This is a genomic window from Actinoallomurus sp. NPDC052274 (assembly GCF_040679475.1).
Classification (GTDB): domain Bacteria; phylum Actinomycetota; class Actinomycetes; order Streptosporangiales; family Streptosporangiaceae; genus Actinoallomurus; species Actinoallomurus liliacearum.
Window position 1 is genome coordinate 76,335 of the sequence record NZ_JBFAUT010000010.1, and the last position, 18,155, is coordinate 94,489.

The 18,155-nt window shown below is 72.1% G+C and carries 17 protein-coding genes; 6 read left to right on the plus strand and 11 right to left on the minus strand.

What is annotated here, in order from left to right; translation table 11 throughout:
* Positions 1-96 precede the first annotated feature (96 nt).
* Complete coding sequence (locus AB0K82_RS11675) at positions 97-2,166, minus strand: AAA family ATPase (protein ID WP_364395546.1); 2,070 nt, start codon at positions 2,164-2,166, stop codon at positions 97-99.
* An 82-nt stretch (positions 2,167-2,248) separates the two neighbouring features.
* Between AB0K82_RS11675 and AB0K82_RS11680 the strand changes: the two genes are divergently transcribed.
* Positions 2,249-3,208, plus strand: a complete 960-nt coding sequence (locus AB0K82_RS11680) for an NAD(P)H-quinone oxidoreductase (protein ID WP_364395547.1) — start codon at positions 2,249-2,251, stop codon at positions 3,206-3,208.
* A gap of 13 nt (positions 3,209-3,221) precedes the next feature.
* A complete protein-coding gene (locus AB0K82_RS11685) occupies positions 3,222-3,758 on the plus strand; it encodes a bacterial proteasome activator family protein (protein WP_364395548.1) in 537 nt (178 codons plus the stop codon).
* 75 nt (positions 3,759-3,833) lie between these two features.
* Here the strand turns inward: AB0K82_RS11685 and AB0K82_RS11690 are convergent, their stop codons facing one another.
* The 3 genes from AB0K82_RS11690 to AB0K82_RS11700 form a co-directional block, all read right to left on the minus strand.
* Positions 3,834-4,628 (minus strand): HAD family hydrolase, encoded by a 795-nt coding sequence (locus AB0K82_RS11690; RefSeq protein ID WP_364395550.1) that lies wholly within the window; start codon positions 4,626-4,628, stop codon positions 3,834-3,836.
* On the minus strand, positions 4,625-5,884 hold the full coding sequence (gene serS, locus AB0K82_RS11695) for a serine--tRNA ligase (RefSeq protein WP_364395551.1): 1,260 nt from the start codon (positions 5,882-5,884) through the stop codon (positions 4,625-4,627). The genes AB0K82_RS11690 and serS overlap by 4 nt, the downstream gene beginning before the upstream one ends.
* Positions 5,885-6,044: 160 nt before the next feature.
* Entirely contained in the window at positions 6,045-7,688 is a 1,644-nt protein-coding gene (locus tag AB0K82_RS11700) for a hypothetical protein (RefSeq protein ID WP_364395553.1), read from the minus strand.
* Positions 7,689-7,818: 130 nt separating this feature from the next.
* Here AB0K82_RS11700 and AB0K82_RS11705 point away from each other — a divergent pair, with 130 nt between their 5' ends.
* Positions 7,819-8,643, plus strand: a complete 825-nt coding sequence (locus tag AB0K82_RS11705) for an inositol monophosphatase family protein (protein WP_364395554.1) — start codon at positions 7,819-7,821, stop codon at positions 8,641-8,643.
* A 202-nt stretch (positions 8,644-8,845) separates the two neighbouring features.
* Entirely contained in the window at positions 8,846-9,277 is a 432-nt protein-coding gene (locus AB0K82_RS11710) for a hypothetical protein (protein ID WP_364395555.1), read from the plus strand.
* 54 nt (positions 9,278-9,331) lie between these two features.
* On the opposite strand, the gene pheA is transcribed toward AB0K82_RS11710, so the two are convergent.
* The 4 genes from pheA to AB0K82_RS11730 form a co-directional block, all read right to left on the minus strand.
* Positions 9,332-10,306, minus strand: a complete 975-nt coding sequence (gene pheA, locus AB0K82_RS11715; RefSeq protein ID WP_364395556.1) for a prephenate dehydratase — start codon at positions 10,304-10,306, stop codon at positions 9,332-9,334.
* 89 nt (positions 10,307-10,395) lie between these two features.
* Positions 10,396-10,851, minus strand: coding sequence for a DUF4446 family protein (locus tag AB0K82_RS11720; protein WP_364395558.1), 456 nt, complete (start codon positions 10,849-10,851; stop codon positions 10,396-10,398).
* On the minus strand, positions 10,848-12,098 hold the full coding sequence (locus AB0K82_RS11725) for a glycosyltransferase 87 family protein (RefSeq protein WP_364395560.1): 1,251 nt from the start codon (positions 12,096-12,098) through the stop codon (positions 10,848-10,850). The genes AB0K82_RS11720 and AB0K82_RS11725 overlap by 4 nt, the downstream gene beginning before the upstream one ends.
* A gap of 207 nt (positions 12,099-12,305) precedes the next feature.
* Positions 12,306-12,581: a hypothetical protein gene (locus AB0K82_RS11730; protein WP_364395562.1), complete on the minus strand. Its 276-nt coding sequence runs from the start codon at positions 12,579-12,581 to the stop codon at positions 12,306-12,308.
* Here AB0K82_RS11730 and AB0K82_RS11735 point away from each other — a divergent pair.
* The gene (locus AB0K82_RS11735) at positions 12,571-14,607 is read left to right on the plus strand and encodes a hypothetical protein (RefSeq protein ID WP_364395563.1); all 2,037 of its coding nucleotides are present in this window, start codon (positions 12,571-12,573) and stop codon (positions 14,605-14,607) included. The genes AB0K82_RS11730 and AB0K82_RS11735 overlap by 11 nt on opposite strands.
* On the opposite strand, the gene mptB is transcribed toward AB0K82_RS11735, so the two are convergent.
* Genes mptB through AB0K82_RS11750 form a run of 3 tightly spaced genes read right to left on the minus strand, consistent with a single transcriptional unit; the run spans position 14,492 to position 17,164 of the window.
* Entirely contained in the window at positions 14,492-16,093 is a 1,602-nt protein-coding gene (mptB, locus tag AB0K82_RS11740) for a polyprenol phosphomannose-dependent alpha 1,6 mannosyltransferase MptB (RefSeq protein WP_364395565.1), read from the minus strand. The two genes, AB0K82_RS11735 and mptB, sit on opposite strands and share 116 nt — an antisense overlap.
* The gene (locus tag AB0K82_RS11745) at positions 16,080-16,808 is read right to left on the minus strand and encodes a glycosyltransferase (protein ID WP_364395567.1); all 729 of its coding nucleotides are present in this window, start codon (positions 16,806-16,808) and stop codon (positions 16,080-16,082) included. Before AB0K82_RS11745 ends, mptB begins: the two co-directional genes overlap by 14 nt.
* Before the next feature lie 20 nt (positions 16,809-16,828).
* Positions 16,829-17,164, minus strand: a complete 336-nt coding sequence (locus AB0K82_RS11750) for an STAS domain-containing protein (RefSeq protein ID WP_252785280.1) — start codon at positions 17,162-17,164, stop codon at positions 16,829-16,831.
* Between the two features lie 63 nt (positions 17,165-17,227).
* On the opposite strand from AB0K82_RS11750, the gene AB0K82_RS11755 reads away from it, so the two are divergent.
* The gene (locus AB0K82_RS11755) at positions 17,228-17,797 is read left to right on the plus strand and encodes a hypothetical protein (RefSeq protein WP_364395569.1); all 570 of its coding nucleotides are present in this window, start codon (positions 17,228-17,230) and stop codon (positions 17,795-17,797) included.
* The last annotated feature ends 358 nt before the right edge of the window (positions 17,798-18,155 follow it).

The window sequence follows — 18,155 nt, forward strand, 5'->3', positions numbered from 1 at the left end:
ACCCCCCCGACCTCCTCCACCCCCACCCCCCCCCCCCCGCCGCCCTAACGCGCCCGCCGCCCGCCCGGGGCGGCGGCCTCTCGCGTATGTTCTCCCTCAGCGCGGCCAGGCGAAGCCGTCGCCGACCGTCGCGGCCAGGACGAGGTAGGCATCCCTCGTCGCGGGGGACAGCTGCTCCAGCTCGACCTCCGCGCCCTCCTCCAGGTGCGGGTCGTACGGGATGCGGACGACCGCGCGGCAGCGGCTCTCGAAGTGGGCCTGCAGCCGGTCGAGGTCGACCGTGCTCCGGCTGCGGGACCGCACCATGGACAGCACGACAACGCCGTTGCGCACCAGCTCGCCGTAGTGGTGGGCCTCCAGCCAGTCGAGCGTCGCCGAGGCCGACCGGGCGCCGTCCACCGACGGGGAGCTGACCAGCACGAGCTGGTTGGCCATGCCGAGGACGCCCGCCATCGCCGAGTGCAGCAGGCCGGTGCCGCAGTCGGTGAGGCAGATCGAGTAGAAGTGCTCCAGAACGTGCGCGACCGTACGGTAGTCCTGCTCGCTGAACGCCTCGGACACCGCCGGGTCGCGGTCGGAGGCGAGCACCTCGAGCCGCGACGAGGCCTGCGAGGTGTAGGCGCGCACGTCGGCGTACCGCTGGATCTGCTCGTGCTCGTTGAGCAGGTCGCGAACCGTCGTCGCCGTCTCCAGCCGCACCTTGTCCGACAGCGTGCCCCGGTCGGGGTTGGCGTCCACCGCGATCACGCGGTCGCCGCGCAGCGACGCGAGCGTGGCGCCCAGCCCGACGGTGGTCGTGGTCTTGCCGACCCCGCCCTTGAGGCTCATCACCGCGACCCGGTGGTGGCCGCCGGCAACCGGCGTACGGGCGCGGGCCAGCAGCTCGCGGCGGCGCAGCTCGGCCGGGGACTCACCGGGGTGGATCACTCCGCCGGACGCCTTGTAGAGCGCGCGGCGCCAGCCGTTCGCGGGCGCCTGCCGACGGCCGCGCAGCAGCGTGTCGGCGCTGAGGCTGTCGGCGGTCTGCGCGCCGCCCTGCTGCTGGGCGTACGCCTCCGGCAGCGGCTGGAACGGCGGGCCGTCCTCCGGCTGGGCGTACGCCGGCGCCTCCTGCTGCGGGAACGGCGGTCCGTCCTGTTGTGGGAAGGGCGGTCCGTCCTGTTGTGGGAAGGGGGGCGCCTCCTGCTGCCGGCCGTACGGCGCGGCCTCGGGCCGGCCGCCGAACTGCGGTGCGGCGTAGGGTCGGCCGGGCTGTTCGGCGGGCGGCCGGTAGCCCTGCTGTTCGGCGGGCGGCCGGTAGCCCTGCTGCTCGGCGGGCGGGCCGGGGTACTGCTGGGCGCCGTAGTCGGGTGTGCCGGGGTACTGCGCCGAATAGTCCGGAGCCGGCCCCGGGTAGGGCTGGCCCTGCTCGGCCGCCGGGTAACCGGCCGGCGGCGGCGAATAGGGCGGCGGGCCGCCGAACGCCGGGGCGGAGTACTGCGGATAGCCGGTGTAACCGCCGTCGCCGTACATCTCGAAGCCGTCCGCGTGGGTGACCTCGGCGGCGCGGGGCTCGAATCGCGTCTGCTCGGCCTCGTCGAACTCCTGCTCCCGGTCGTCCGCGGAGTCGACGGGCTGGGACGGCTGCTGCACGTCGTACGGCGCGGAGCCGTCGTCGGGGTCCGCGGGCCCGGCGTCGTACGGCTGGGCGGGCCCCTGCTCCCGACGGATCTCCTGCGTGGGCTGAGCGCCCTCCCGTTGCCCGGCCGCCTCGTCGTCCTGGGACTCCGGTGCGGGGCCGGGGCCGAAGCCCTGCGGCGGGAAGGGAACGAAGCCGGGGCCGTACTCCTGGGCCGGGGCGCCCGGGAACTGCGGAGGCACCCCGAACTCCGGCGGTGGCGGATACCCCGGCGCTCCGAAGGCGTACGACGGTTGCCCCTCGCCGGCCGGCTGCCCCTCATCCGCCGGGTCGGCCGGCGGCGCGGGGAACATCGGTGCCGGAGGGGTGTTCGTCCACGGGTTGGGCGGCGGCCCGGTCTCCTCCGCGGTCTCGTCCCGCGGCTCGGCGGACTCGCTGTTCATGGCATCAAGAGACGCGAGCTGCTCTTCAAGAGAACGGCCCGTTTTATCCTGATCGTTCTTGGCCACCAGGTCCCCCTCGCGGACGCGCAGTGGATGAATCAGCACGATATGTTCATCCGCAGCCTAAGCCACCACAGGCATTGACCAATACCGTGTCGCTTCAGCATCCCCGGCTACCGTGAAGCCCATGCATGCCATCGTCATCGAAAAACCGGGCGATCCCGACGTATTGCGCTGGGCCGAAGTACCCGACCCCGTCATCGGTCATGACGAGGTGCTGCTCGACGTCGTTGCGGCGGGTGTCAACCGCGCCGATATCATGCAACGACAGGGATTTTATCCACCTCCGAAGGGCGCGCCCGAGTATCCGGGCCTCGAAGCGGCCGGGCGCGTCGCCGCGGTGGGCGACGGCGTCACCGGGTGGAAGGTCGGCGACGAGGCGTGCGCGCTCCTCAGCGGAGGCGGATACGCCACCCGCGTCGCCGTGCCCGCGGGTCAGCTCCTGCCCATCCCCCGCGGCCTGAGCCTGGTCGAGGCGGCCTCGCTGCCGGAGGTCGCCTGCACCGTCTGGTCCAACGTGTTCATGCTGGCCCGGCTCCGCCCGGGCGAGTCGTTCCTCGTGCACGGCGGCTCGAGCGGGATCGGGACCATGGCGATCCAGCTCGCCAAGGCGCACGGAGCACGGGTGCTGTGCACGGCCGGCACCGAGGAGAAGCTGGAGCGCTGCCGGGAGCTGGGCGCCGACGTCGCGATCAACTACCGCACGGAGGACTTCGTCGAGGCCGCCCGCCCCGTCGACGTGATCCTCGACAACATCGGCGCCAAGTACCTCCCCCGCAACGTCGAGACGCTCGGCACCGGGGGCCGGCTCGTCGTCATCGGACTGCAGGGCGGCGGGGTAGGCGAGCTCGATCTGGGCAGGCTCCTGACGAAACGGGCCTCGGTCCACGCAACCTCACTGCGCGCCCGGCCGTTGGAGGAGAAGGCCGAAGTCGTGACCGCCGTGCGGGAGCACGTGTGGCCGCTGCTCGAGTCCGGGACCGTACACCCGATCGTGGACCGTACGCTTCCCATGGCGGACGCCGCCGCGGCGCACCGCGTGATGGAGGAGAGCACGCACGTCGGCAAGATCGTACTAACGGTGTGAGACTGGGATATCTATGAACAATCCACTGAACAGCGAAGACCCGCAGGTCGTCGTCGTCGGGCCGAACGGCATGCCCATCATCCCCGGGGAGCCCAAGGGCGACGGCGAGTCGGAGGAACGACCGGTCACCGAGATGGTCGAACAGCCCGCCAAGGTCATGCGCATCGGCAGCATGATCCGCCAGCTCCTCGAGGAGGTGCGGGCGGCGCCGCTCGACGAGGCCAGCCGGGCGCGCCTGGCGGAGATCCACCAGCGTTCGATCAAGGAGCTCGAGGACGGCCTCGCGCCCGAACTGATCGCGGAGCTGGAGCGGATCTCGCTGCCGTTCACCGACACCGGCGTCACCCCGAGCGAGGCCGAGCTCCGCGTCGCCCAGGCGCAGCTCGTCGGCTGGCTCGAGGGGCTGTTCCACGGCATCCAGACCACACTGTTCGCCCAGCAGATGGCGGCCCGCGCCCAGCTCGAGCAGATGCGGCGCGCCCTTCCGCCGGGCGTCATCCCGCAGCAGGACGAGCCGGGCCACGGCCGCTCGTCCGGCCCGTACCTCTAACGGTCCAGGCGGCGCGGGGACCGGGCGACACCGGGGCCCCGCGCCGATCCTCGTCCTCGCGGCCGGCGAGCCGGCTCAGGCGGGGAAGAGCTCCTCGAGCGTGCGGGCCACGCCGTCCTCGTCGTTGCCCGGCACCTTGTGGTGCACGGCGGCCAGCACCTCGGGATGCGCGTTCGCCACGGCGTACGCCCGGCCCGCCCAGGCCAGCATCGGCAGGTCGTTCGGCATGTCGCCGAAGGCCACGACGTCGTCGGCGTCGATGCCGTGCCGGGCGCACAGCTCCGCGAGTGTGCTGGCCTTGGACACCCCCGGCGCACTGATCTCGATCAGCCGGTCGCCGTTCGAATGGGTGGGCAGCACGAGGTCGCCCACGAGCCGCCGCGCCTCGTCCAGCAGGGCGTCGGCCTCCAGCTCGGGGTGCCGGGCCAGCAGTTTGGCGGCCGGCCGGGACAGGAGCGCCTCGATCGGGGTCGGCGGCGGAGTCGTCTGGGAGTCCCAGTAGGACAGCTCGAAGCCGTGTGCGTACGCCATCCCGTCGTCGTGCTCGACCGCGAAGCCGAGCCCCGGCAGCGCCTCCCCGAGCACCGCGACCGCCGCGCGCAGCCGGTCCACGGGGATGAGGTGCGTGTCGACGACCTGCTCGGTGTGCAGGTCGTAGGTGATCGCGCCGTTCGCGCAGATCGCCAGGCCCCGGTGCGCGACCGCGTGCGCGACGGACCGCATCCAGCGCGGCGGGCGGCCCGTGACGAGGACGAGCATGGCGCCCGCCCGCTCGACACGGGCGAAGGCCGCCACGGTGCGCTCGGACACCGTGTAGTCACTGCGGACGACGGTGCCGTCCAGGTCCGTGGCGACCACCCGGGGAGTCATCGTGCGACGGGCTCGAGCACCTCACGGCCGAGGTACTTGCGCAACGCCTCCGGAACGCGCACCGACCCGTCGGCCTGCTGGTGGTTCTCCAGGATCGCGACGATCCACCGGGTCGTGGCCAGCGTGCCGTTCAGCGTCGCCACGGGGCGGGTCCGGCCCTCACCGTCGCGGTGGCGTACGGACAGCCGACGCGCCTGGAACTCGGTGCAGTTGGAGGTCGAGGTCAGCTCCCGGTAGCGGCTCTGCGTCGGCACCCAGGCCTCGCAGTCGTACTTGCGGGCCGCGCTGGTCCCCAGGTCGCCCGCGGCGACGTCGATCACGCGGTAGGGCAGCTCGACCTTGGCGAGCATCTCCTTCTCCCAGCCGAGCAGGCGAAGGTGCTCCTCGTGCGCGTCCTCGGGATCGCAGTACGAGAACATCTCGACCTTGTCGAACTGGTGCACGCGGATGATGCCGCGGGTGTCCTTGCCGTACGACCCGGCCTCCCGCCGGAAGCAGGACGACCAGCCGACGTAGCGGCGGGGCAGCGCGTCGATGATCTCGTCGCGGTGGTACGACGCGAGCGGCACCTCCGAGGTGCCCACGAGGTACAGGTCGTCCTCGGGCAGGTGGTAGACCTCCGAGGCGTGCGCGCCGAGGAACCCGGTGCCCTCCATGGACTCCGGCTTGACCAGGACCGGCGGGATCATCGGGACGAACCCGGCCTGGATCGCCTGCTCCATCGCCAGGTTGAGCAGCGCCATCTGCAACTGCGCGCCGACCCCGGTCAGGAAGTAGAACCGGGCGCCCGAGACCTTCGCGCCGCGCTCGGTGTCGATGGCGCCGAGCCGCTCGCCGAGCTCCAGATGGTCCTTCGGCTCGAAGTCGAACGCGGGGGGCGTGCCGACCGTCTCCAGGACGACGTAGTCCTCCTCGCCACCGGCGGGCGCGTCCTCCTCCACGATGTTCGGCACGGTCCGCAGGAGGGTCTGCAGGTCCTGCTCGAGCCGCTGGGCCTCCGCGTCGGCCTCCTTCACCTGCTGGGCGAGCTCCTTGGCCCGGTCCAGCAGCTTCTGCCGCTCGTCGCCCTGCGCCTTCGAGACCGACTTGCCGAAGCTCTTCTGCTCCGCGCGCAGCGACTCGAAGGCGCTCAGCGCGGATCGGCGCCGCTCGTCCAGGTCGAGCAGCTCATCGACGACGGCCTCGTCCTCGCCCCGGGCGCGCTGGCTCGCGCGCAGCCGGTCGGGATCGTTTCGAAGGGCTCGCAGGTCAATCACAGAGACGAGGCTACCGCCCGGCCCGTCCCGGAGCCGACCGGATAAGCGATCATCCGGAAGCCAATACGGGCCGGGAGCGGTCGCGCCGCACGGAGGACGGCCGCCAGAGCGGCCGTCCTCCGACGCTCGTTCAGGTCATCGTCCGGCGCGGCGTCCGCGATCAGCGCACGTCGACGTAGTCGGAGCCGCTCGTCGCGCCCAGGTAGGCGGAATCGCCGGCGTACGTCGCACGCCAGTAGCCGTCCTTCGAGGCCTTCGCGCCGAAGGTGAACCGGCCACGACCGTCCGACTCGGCGCTCCCGGCGTAGGTCCACTTCGTGCCGCCCTTGGCCCGGAAGTAGATCTTCACGCTCCGCTTCGTGAACGCCTTCCACGACGTGGTGTTCCGCTGCAGCAGGCCCGTCACGGTGATCCGCTTGCCCTTCCGGACCGGCTCCGGGGACGCGTTGAGCCCCGAGATCCGCGTCCGGTACTTCGTGTCGACGTAGTCGGAGGGTCCGGTCACGCCGAGGTAGGAGTCGTCCTGCTCGACGGAGGCACGCCAGTAGCCGTCCCGCTCGACCGGCATCTTCAGGCTGAACATGCCGTGCGAATCGGTCAGGGCGGTGCCGTAGGCACCGGACCACTTCTTGCCGTCGGAGGAGAACCGCACGCCGACATAGGCCAGTGGGGCGGCCTCCGTCCCGCCGTTCGCGGCCGGCCGCAGGACGCGGCCGCGAACGGTCACCGTCGCGCCCCGCCCGGCCGGCTCCGGTCCGGCGTCGAAGTCGACGATCCGCGGCTGGGTACGGATCACGACGCCGTGGGCGGTCGCGCCGGCGGACTTGTACATCCCGAAGGCGCCCATGTCACCGTCGAAGATCGCATCCCAGCCGATGTCACCGGGCCGGACCGTGACACGAGCGCTGTAGGCGCCGTCCGCGCCGGTCACCACGTCGCTCTCGGCCCCGGACCCGCCGGAGGACAGGACGCGGACCGTGGCACCCCCCAGACCGGACCATTCTCCGGTAACGCTCTGGTGCTCGAGGCGGCCGGACAGCGTCACGGTCCCCCCGACGACGCCCTCGGCCGGAGCGTTGATCGTCAACCGGGTGGGGAGCGCCGTGTAGTGGACGACCGTCTCCATCTTGGCCGAGCGGTAGGTCCCGTCCGCGACCGCGACCGCGTCGACGTGTGCGGCGTGGCTCAGCCGCGCCGCCGCCGAGAAGTACCCCTGGTCATCGGTGCTCGTGCGGCCCAGTTCCAGATCCCACGTGGTGTCGCGCAGGTCGATCGTCTGGTGCGCGGCGCCCTGTTCGGTGCCGCCGGCGGCCCGGGTGACGACGCGACCGGTGAGGCGGAAGTCCCGGTGGTCCGAATCGAGGGAGTCAGGGGAGGCCGTGAGCTCGCTGACCCTCACGTCCCGGCCGTTGTCGATGATTCCGCCGGTGACGTACCCCGTGTACTTTCCCGGCTCGGTGGACCCGGTGGCCATCTTGACCTCGATCGCCACCCGCCCGTCCGGAATCGTCACCGCCTCGGTGCTCCGCCAGACGCCGTCCTCTGCGGTCCCGGATACGAGGTCGAACGTGGTCAGCGTGGCGATCGCGTTCGAGGCGTCGACCAGGCGCAGCCGCACGACCAGGGCCGCCACCCCCGAGTCGGCGGCGGCGGCGACCTCGATCTGTGCGCTCTGGCCGGGCGTCGTGTTCGTGGCCCGCGCACTCTTGATCTTCCACACCACCCCCGCCATCGCCGGCTCGGGCGTCGCGAGGAACGACACCGACATGACCAGCGCGGCCAGAAGGCCGAAAAGTCTGCGCACGTGATCGTCTCCAACTGAGAAAGATCTTGGTTGCGCACTGAGGACGCAGGGTGCGGCCGACCTGTTGTCCCGGCGGAGGACACGATTCGATCACGGTCGGGGCTCCGTCGCGGATGGCAGAGTCACGGGCATGGACGATCTCTCATTCGCGCTCCTCCTGGCCGACCGGGCGGACGCCGTCACGATGAACCGCTTCCGGAGTGCCGACCTCGACGTGCGGACCAAGCCCGACCGGACCGCGGTGACCGAGACGGACCTGGCGACCGAACGTGAACTGCGGTCGCTGATCGCCGAACACCGGCCGGACGACGGCGTCCTCGGCGAGGAGCTCGACGAGACGCCGGGGGAAGGGCGCCGCTGGATCCTCGATCCCGTCGACCACACCGACAACTACACGCGGGGCATCGAGGTCTTCGCGACGCTCATCGCGCTGGAGGAGCACGGGCGGATCACGGTCGGCGTGGTGTCGGCCCCCGCGATGGGCCGCCGCTGGTGGGCCGCGCGGGACCACGGCGCGTACACCAGCGGGCCGCCCTGGCTCGACGCCCCCGAGGCCGCGCGCGACGGCAGGCGGATCCGGGTGTCGACGGTCGACGAGCTGGCGGACGTCCACCTCTCGTACGCCGCGCTGGACCACTGGGAGCGGCGCGGCCTCGTCCCCGGCCTGCTCGAACTGTCGAAGGCCGCGCGGTACGAGTTCGCCTCGGCCTGTTTCTGGGGCCAGATGCTCGTCGCGGAGGGCCGCTGCGACGTCAGCCTCAACCCGCGCGGCAAGATCTGGGACAACGCTCCGATCCAGGTGATCGTCGAGGAGGCCGGCGGGCGGTTCAGCGATCTGGCGGGCGCGCCGCGCCCCGACCAGAACTGTGCCGTCGTCACGAACGGGCTCCTGCACGACGACATCCTGGCGCGGCTGTCCGGCCCGGTCGGCGGAACGGGCGGGTTCCGGCCCTGACGCGAAGCCGATCCTGCGGCCGCGCGCGCGAAGGTCTCGGCGGTGGCGCCGACGGGTGCCGGGCAGGTGAGGGAGCTTCCGGTTTCAGCGTCTCGTTCGCCGAGCCTCGTGCTCGGATGACGCCCGGTCCGATGGATTGATCTTGTACTCACCCGTGGCCGATGATGTCCGGACTCGAGACATCTCTTCGGAGGAAGACCGCATGCGCAGATCGCTGGCGATCGCCGCCGGCCTCGCCCTGGCCGCACTCACCTTTTCCGGCACGGCCGACGCGGCGTCGACCCGGACGCAGTCCACCGCCGCCCCCAAGACCTATCACCGGACCCGGATCATCGGCTTCAACGCCGGGCCGGAGCCGGTGAAGAAGGGCAGGGCACTGACCGTCCACGGGACGCTGCAGTGGCACGGGAAGACCTGGCATCCGTTGCGGGGCGCCAAGGTGAAGATCGTGTTCAGGCCGGGGCTGAAGGCCCCGCTGACCACGGCGGCGACGGTGACCACCGACCGGTACGGGCGGTGGTCGAAGAAGTTCAAGGCCAAGAAGTCCGGCATCTGGTACGCCATCGCCAACTTCCCGGACGACTCCCCCTACCTGTCGATCGCCACGAGCGGCGACTACGTCGAGGTCCGGTAGCGCGACTCACCGGCGGTGACTTCGGGCGGGGCCCGGAGTCACCGCCGCCCCGCCTCACAGGTCGTGGCCGGAGCGGATGGCGTGCAGCCAGGCGGACGCCTCGGCGAAGTCGCTGTCGTGGGTGCCCCGGCGGATCTCGATGCGGCCCTGGTCGGCGCGCGGGTAGCTGCCGAGGAACCGTACGTCGGAGCAGATGCGGCGCAGGCCCATGAGCGCCTCGCCGACCCGCGCGTCCGCCACGTGGCCCTCGCAGTCGATCCAGAAGCGGTAGCGGCCGAAGCCGTCCCCGGTCGGCCGGGACTGGATCAGGGTCAGGTTGACGCCGCGGACCGCGAACTCGGTGAGGAACTCCAGCAGCGCGCCCGGATGGTCGTCGGTGAGGTACGCCATCAGCGAGGTGCGGTCGAAGCCGGTCGGCGCCGTGGGCGGGCCGGGCGGCCGGACGAGGACGAACCGGGTCACCGCGCCCGGGCGGTCGGCGATGCTCTCCGCGGCGGGCACCAGGCCGTACCGCTCACCCGCGATCGGCGCGGCGATCGCGGCGTCGTAGCCCGAGGTGGGGTCGGCGACCGCCATGGCGGCGCCGGCGGTGGACGTCCCGGTCGCCACGTGGGCGTGCGGGAGCGTACGGGCCAGCCAGCGACGGCACTGCGCGTGCGCGTGCGGGTGGGTGCAGATGTTCTTGATGTCCTCCAGCGCGGTGCCCGGCCGGACGAGCAGCGCGAACTCCACGGGGAGGAGCACCTCGCCGGTGATGAGCAGCATGTCGCCGTCGGCGAGCTCGTCGACGGACGTGGGCACCGGACCCTCGACGGAGTTCTCCAGGGGGACCATCGCGGCGTCGGCGTCACCCCGGCGGACGGCGTCCAGGGCCATCGGCACGGTGGTGAACGGCTCGCGGATGCCCTGCCGCGCCTCGGGCAGGGTGAGGAGGGCGGCCTCGGTGAAGGTGCCCTCAGGGCCGAAATACGCGAAGCGTTCGGGTCGGTCGGCCGGTGCCGCCGCGTTGCGCGGGCTCTCGTCGATCAAGGATTCCCCTCATGCCGCTGAATCGCTGAACAGATCCGGCGTCATCCCAGGTTACGGGCGGTCTCGTGCGGATGAGCACCGGTCGCCCGTCACGTGGACGTCGAGGGTCGCCCGTTCACGCCGATGTCGCGCCCGTCGTCGAGCCGGATCTGCGGCCCCTGGCCGAGCCTGGCCGCGCGTACGACCTGGTCCTCTTCCGGAGAGAGCAACTGGAGACTGCGGCCACTGCTTACGATCTTGGCATAGGTGCGGGTCTCGGTGCGCCCGTTGATCGATGTGAGCACGACGCCGTCCCCCGCGGCGTTGAGCATGGCCAGCGAGAAGGACAGGCCGCCGGCGTCCTCGCGCAGCGCGTCATAGTGGACGATCGCGACATCGCGGATGGCCCGGCCGTCGGTGACGTCGGCGCTCGTCTCCAGACGACGGCGCACCATCTCGACGCACTCCTCGACCGCCTGCGCGGCGCGGCGCCGAGCGGCCAGCCCGGTGTAGAGGCCGAGAAGCCCGATGCCGACGGAGGCCAGGGCGACCGTGATGAGGATCACGGTCCGAGCGTACCCACCCGAGGCTCGTCACGCGACGCATCCACGCGATCACTTTCGGATTCTCGTTCCGGAATTTTCCCCACGGACCGTCGCCGATGGAACACGAAGAGGAGTCCGAGCGCCCCGAGACCGTACGCGTCCTGGACGATCCGTCCGATCGGGCGGGGGCCGGTGTGGTAGGCGAGCAGGTCGATCCCCCACCACGGGATCGTCAGGACGTAGAACAGCCACGCCCCGGCGGCGAGCGCGAGCGCCCTCCAGTCGCGACCGGTCCCGACCAGTGCGCCCAGGACAACGACCAGCCAGGCGAAATGGTGGATCCAGGACACCGGCGAGACGAGCACCCCCACCAGCCCGGTGATCGCGATCCCGCCGATCTCGTCGCCCCGGAGCGCGGTACGGCGCGCGGCGCGGAAGCCGACGTAGGCGATCACGGCCGCGCACAGCAGCCACAGCGCACTCGCGACGGAGTCCGGCAGGTACGCCCGCAGCAGCATGCCCCGGATGGACTGGTTCGTCGTGGCGGTGTTCGAACCGAGCCGTTCGCTGTCGAACAGGGCACGGAACCAGTAGTCGGCCGAGTCCGCCGGCAGGATCAGGAACGTCCCGAGCGAGACGACCGCCGCGCCGACGACGGCGGTGACCGCCTCCCGGCGGCGGCCGGTGACCAGGAAGTAGACGATGAAGACGCCCGGCACCAGCTTGATCGCGGTCGCGAGCCCGACGAGCAGGCCCCGGGGCCAGCGCGTACGCGGCGCGGCGCAGTCCGCCACGCACATCGCCATGAGGAAGACGTCGACCTGCCCGAACCGGAACTGGTCCCGCAGCGGCATCGGGTACGCGCACAGCGCGACGATGATCCCGGTGAGGACGGGCGCCCAGCCGGGGAAGCGCGCGAGCAGGGGACGGAACGCGTAGCGGACCGTGATCGTCAGAGCGAGCAGGATCAGCGCGGCCCAGAGCCACTGGGCGACGCTCCACGGGACGAAGGCGAGCGGCACCGCGATCAGCACGGCGAAGGGCGGATAGGTGAACGGCAACAGTTGCGGTGGCTGGGTCATGAAGTCGTAGACCGGCGCGCCGCGCAGCACGGCCTGCCCACCGGAGCGGTAGACGTCCAGATCGACCATCCGCTGGTCGGGCGCGTTGGTCAGCCACTGCAGCGCGAGCGGCCCCACCGCGGCCACGACGATCGCGAGACCCGCGACGACCATCGCGATCTCGCGTTTCGTCCTTCGCTCAGCCATGGGTCCATCCTGTCCCACGTCGAATACTGCTCGGAGCGACCCGGTCGGGGGACCCGGCGGCACGTCGGCCGAGGGCCGGTGGGCGGCCGGCCGGAACCCGAAGATCGCAAAGCGGCGTACCCCGGCGAGCATGGTGGACACGGCACTAGCCTGGGGACGTCCCAAGATTCCGGAGGTGATCGTGGCACGGCCACGAAAGGCGGAACGTCACCGTTTGGGCACGGCGGTCGCCGCGTTGGTGGTGTTCACGGCCGTGTCGCTGGGTCTGCTGCCCGGCGTGGCGGCCGCCTCGACCGTGACGTCGAACGCCGCGCCGGCCGACCCGACCGGCCCGGTCGTGAGTCCGCCCCCCACCCCCGGCCCGACGGCCGCCACCGCGTCGCCGACACCGGGCACCGCGAGTCCCACGCCGACCACCTCCACCGGACCGGCCACGACGACCGCGGGCGCGTCCGCGAACGGCCGGGGGCGGGTGCTGCTCATCGGCGTTCCAGGGCTGCGCTGGAGCGACATCCGCCGGACCGGCACCCCGAACCTCTCGAACCTGACCGGCCAGGCCGCCGTCGGCACGCTCTCGGTGAAGACGGTGGCCGGCCACACCTGCCCGATCGACGGCTGGCTGACGGTGTCGGCCGGGCAGCGCTCCCAGTTGCGCCACGGCAGTTGCGGCCTGCCGCCCGCGCCGACCGGCACGACCGTCCCGGGCTTCCCCGGCATGCGCGACGACAACGCGAACAGCAAGTACGGCTCGAAGCTGGGCCTCCTCGGTGACGCGGTGCACGCCGCCAGGGGCTGCACGATGGCGATCGGCCCCGGCGCGGCGGTCGGCGCGGCGGACCGTACCGGCCGCGTGGACGGCTACTTCCCCTCGGTCGACAAGACGCCCGCCGACGCGTGGTCGCACTGCGCGCTCACGGTCGTCGACGTCGACGACGTCGTCCGGGCCTACATCGACGCCGGAGTCGACGTGGACGGCCACCAGGTCCGGGTGACCTCGAAGGACCGTGCGACGGCGGCGTCGGCCGCCGACGCGCAGGTCGGCCGGATCCTGCGGGCGACGCCCGCCGGCACGACCGTGCTGCTGGCCGGCCTGTCGGACAACACCGGGAGCTCACGCCTGCACGTCGCCATGGCCACCGGGCCGGGCTACACCCCGCGGTACCTGACGGCGAACTCCACGCGTACGGTCGGCCTGGTCACGCTGACCGACGTGACGTCGACGATCCTGCACACGCTCGGCGTCGCGCAGCCGAAGGACGCGGTCGGCTCGCCGTGGCGGCCGGACGGCCGGAAGTCGGCGTCCGTGTCCCGCGTGGTGCACGCGATGGCGGACCGCGACACCCACGCGCGGATCTACAGCCGCTTCCTCATGCCGTTCTACGTGGTGCTCATCGTGGTGCAGGTCGCCCTGTACGCGTTCGCGACGGGGGCACTGCGCCGCAAGAGCGACCGGCGGCTCGCGGCGACCAAGGTGCTGGCCCTGGCCGCCGGCGCGCTGCCGGTGGCGTCGTTCCTGGCCAACGCCGTCCCGTGGTGGCGGAGCGGACAGCCCGCCCTGACGTTGACGCTCCTGATCCTGGCCGGTGTCGCGGTGATCACCGCCGCCGCGCTGGCCGGGCCGTGGCGCCGGTCCGTGACCGGGCCGGGCGCGGTCGTCGCCGGGGCGACCGCGTTGTTCCTCAGCCTGGACGTGATGACCGGCAACCACCTGCAGAACTGCAGCGTGCTCGGTTACACGCCCGTCGTCGCCGGCCGGTTCTACGGCTTCGGCAACACGACGTACGCCCTGTGGGTCACCGGATTGATCATCGCGGTCGGCGCGCTCGCGGGCCTGTTGATCGCCAGGCGAGGTGACCGGCGTCTCCTTCCGCTCGCCGTCGTCGTGGCGGGCGGAGCCGCCGCGCTCCTCATCGACGGCGGGCCGATGTGGGGAGCGGACTTCGGCGGCATCATCGCGGTGATCCCCGGGTTCACCGTGTTCGCGTTCATGCTCACCGGGCGCCGGGTTCGGCCCACACGGGTCATCGCCGTGCTGGTGGCCGGGGCCGTGTTCGTGCTGGGCCTGTCGTTCCTGGACTCGCTGCGGGCGAACCCGACCCACATCGGGGAGTTCTGGAAGAGCCTGACGGGCGGGGGCGCCGACACGGTGATCTACCGGAAGTTCCTCGGCATGATCGGCACGCTCAGCCACTGGCAGCTGACCATCATCATCGTGCTCGGCATCGGGTTCCTGTTCTTCGCCCTGCTGCGGCCGCTGGCCTGGCGCGCCGCCGCGCTGAACATGGCCTATGAGCACGCCCCCGCGCTGCGGGCCACGCTCGCCGCCGCGCTGGTCACGGCGGTGGTCGGCATGCTCGTGAACGACTCCGGCGCGGCGATCCCCGCGATGGCGTTCACGGTCGCGGTTCCGCTGGCGCTCGCGGCGAGCGTACGGGCGCTGGAACTCGCCGGGCCCGAAGCGCCACCACGACCAGAGCGATCAGAAGAGCCGTCAGCAAGCACGGGGTGACCCGCGAGCGCACGTCGGTGATCAGCCAGTCCAGGGGGCGCGGGAGCCCGGCGAGCCGCGGGTCGCGGGCCGGCAGGTAGGCCAGGGCCAGCAGGCTCGTACGGGCCAGGAGCAGCCCGTCCAGCCGCGACCAGGGCACGAGCGCCAGCGTCGCCCAGCCCAGGCCGTCGTACCAGGGCAGGGCGTACGGCGCGGCGAACAGCCAGGCGATCGCCAGCACGGCGGTGATCCGCAGGGCGTCCTCGCCGGCCGGATCGGCGGCGACGCGGACGTCCCGCACGCGCGGCCGGGGCGCGGCGCGCAGGAGCAGGGCGGCCAGGACGGCGGTCAGGAGGATGGCGGCGTCCTGCACGACCGAGCGCGGCAGCGTCAGCAGGAGCCCGCCGTTCGTCCCGGCGAACAGGTGCCAGGGCGTGGCCAGCGCGACCGACTTGGACGCGCGGTCGAGCTGGTCGAACGCGTGCGGCCCGGCCATGAGGTAGGCCAGGCCGGTGACGGCGAGCGCCGCGCCGGGCAGCGCCAGGAGCCGGACGGCCGCCGCACGGGCGCCCGGCCGCCCGGCCGGTCGCGCGGCGGCGGTGGCACGGCGGGCCTCCCACCACTCGCGCAGCAGGATCCAGCCCGGTCCGGCGCCGACGATCGCCACGTTGAGCTTCACGGCCGCCCCGGCGCCGATGAGGATCCCGGCGGCGGCACAGCGGCCCAGCGTCCGGGCGTCCTGCCGGCTCGACCACGGGGGGTCGGGCAGCGCGAACACCACCAGCCCGGCGACCGCGAACGCGAGCGCGAGGACGTCGTTGTGCGCCCCGCCGACCACCGCGTACAGGATGAGCGGGTTGGCCGACCACAGCAGCGCGGCGCGCAGCCGGCGGTCGCGGTCGCCGCGGGCGGCGTGCGACAGCAGCAGGCCGACGGCCAGGAAGGCCAGCACCTCGGTCACCGACATCACGAAGACGGTGAGCCGGGCGGAGTCCCCGCCGATCAGCGAGGCGAGGGTCTGCTGCGCCGTCGCGATCGGCCCGTACAGGGTGGGGGCGTTCCGCCAGTCCTGCACCACGCCGATCACCGGGTCCGCGGGCAGGTCGCGCGCCGCCGTGGCGTACGGGTCGTTGCCGGTGACCGCCATGCGGCCGTACGCGGCGTAGTTGAGGTGGTCGGCCGAGCCGATCGGCGGCATGAGCATGAACGCGACCGCCGCGACCGCACCCGCGATCAGCAGGATCCGCGGTCGGATCCACCAGCCGCGCCGGGACGCGTAGAGGCACGCGCCGAGGCCGAGCGCCGACAGCCCGACGCCGGCCGCGGTGAGCCCGATGACCAGGTGCGCCGGAGGACGCACGGTGAGGGAGTACGGCGGCTGTCCGGCCGATCCGGGCAGGACGGGCTCCATCACCGAGGGTCCGAGCAGCGCCACGGTCAGGAAGCAGGCCAGGCCGAGCGCGCCGGCCGACAGCCCGCCGAAGCCCAGTCGGTCAGCGCGGGGCACGACGCAGCCGGGCCAGTTGCCGGGCCACGGCGGGCTCCCGGGCGGCGAGCGCCCGCCCGACGTCCCGGAATTGCCGCGCGCGGTGGACCTGGGCCCGCCAGTCGGTGCCGGTGGCACGGTGCGCGAGGGGGACCTCCACCTCGGTCACCTTGAAACCCTGGCGCAGCAGGTCGACCGTGAGGCCGGTCTCGACCCCGAAGCCGGGCGCGAGCGGCAGGGCGGCCTCGAACGCCTGACGGGTGAGGCAGCGCTGGCCGTTCAGCGGCTGCGTCGGCGTCCAGCCGGTGAGCCGCTGGATGCCGTCCCGGGACAGGCGGACGACGAAGCCATGGCCGCCGAGCTTGACCCGATCGCTGAACGCGGCGATCGTCATCGCGGCCGTGCCCGCCCGGACCGGCTCGATCAGCGGCCCCGCCTGCCGGGCGGTGTCGCCGAGGTCCGCGTCGAGGAACAGCAGATGGCGGGGCACGTCGCCGTCCAGCAACCGGACGGCGGCGGCACCCGTCTCCATCGCCGCGCCCTTGCCGCGGTTGCGCGAGTGTCGTACGACCTTCGCGCCCGCGCCCTCGGCCAGCCGTCCCGTCGCGTCGGTGGACCCGTCGTCGACGACGACGACGAGGTCCACGCCCGGCAACGACGCCGCCGCCTCCACCGTCGCGGCGATCCGGTCCTGCTCATCCTTGGCCGCGATGATGACGGCCGTGTCCGCCTGCATGAAGGCGATGGTAGTGGCGGTCAGGTGCCTTCCAGGGCCGGTAGGGCATCGTGCACGGAGAAGACCGTGTCGAGACCCGTGACCTGGAGGATGCGGCGCACCGCCGGGCGCGGTGACGCCAGCTCCAGTGTGCCGCCGTGTTCACGGAGTCGTTTCATGGCCGAGAGCAGGACGTTCATCCCGGTCGAGTCACAGAACTCGACCCCGCTCAGATCCACCACGACCCGGCCGGCTCCGTCGCGTACGAGCGAGGCCAGCTCGGCTTGCAATCTGGGTGCCGTATAGAGATCGACCTCGCCGTAGACGGATACGACGGCGTGTCCCCCCTGAGATGCGGTCGAGACCTTTAGCTCCACGAGCCGCACACTAGCGCCCTCGGAGCGGGCGAACCAGAGCCGAACGGGATTAGGTCCTGCACATTGCCGGGCTATGGGCGGCACTTTGCCAACAGGCCCGCGACTTCTGCACCTTATGCGGGAAATGTCCGTCAATTCTGGCCCTGGCGCGGCGACATGGAGATCTTCTCAATTATCGCCGTCGAAGTCCGCGAATCCGTCCACCGGCGCGTCGCCATGCGAGAAGCTGGGATGGTGACACGACGCGCGATGACCGCCCACCTGTCCGGCGATTTCGGACACCGCCGTGTCCGCGAACGTCTGGAGACGATCCGCACCAGATCCGAGAAGTCCAGTTCATGGCGTTCCATGACCCAGTACGTCTCCCGCCTGGTCAACCGTGAGGGATACGTGCCGGTGAAGGCCCGGCTCGCCCGCGAGGACATCGTCTTTCTCGCCGCCGCCCGCGACGACGTGATCGCCTTTTGCGAGATGACCCTGCGCCTCATCGATCTGCACCAGCCGCGCGACGCCGGCGGGATCACCAGCGACATCGGTAATCCGATGTGCCGGTGCCGGGCCTGCATGTGGCGCTGGCCGTGCCCGACCTTCCGCGCCATTCAGGACGCCGTCGACCGGACTCCGGGAGTCTGACAGATTCCTGTCGGCGATTGTTCCGCCGCCGTCAGCCTTCCAGAAAACGGTCCGCGAAAATTGCGCGCGCGAGCAGTCGCGTGCCGATCGAGCGCGATTCCCGGGAATCGCGGCCGCCGATGGAACCGGCCGTCCACGGGCGCCCCGAGGACGGCCGACACCGGACAGGGCGTCGGCTTCTGACTGGACCACGGTTATCCACAGGGTGTGGGTTCCGTCTTCCACAGGATGCACAGCAGGGGGACAAGCGCGTTGACCAGGAACGCGTGGGCCGGAACGCGTACGCCGTCCGGCCGCACGCCGCCGTTGTCCACGAGTTGTCCACCGGTTGTCCACAGGGCGGGGGTCGGCGGTGGAC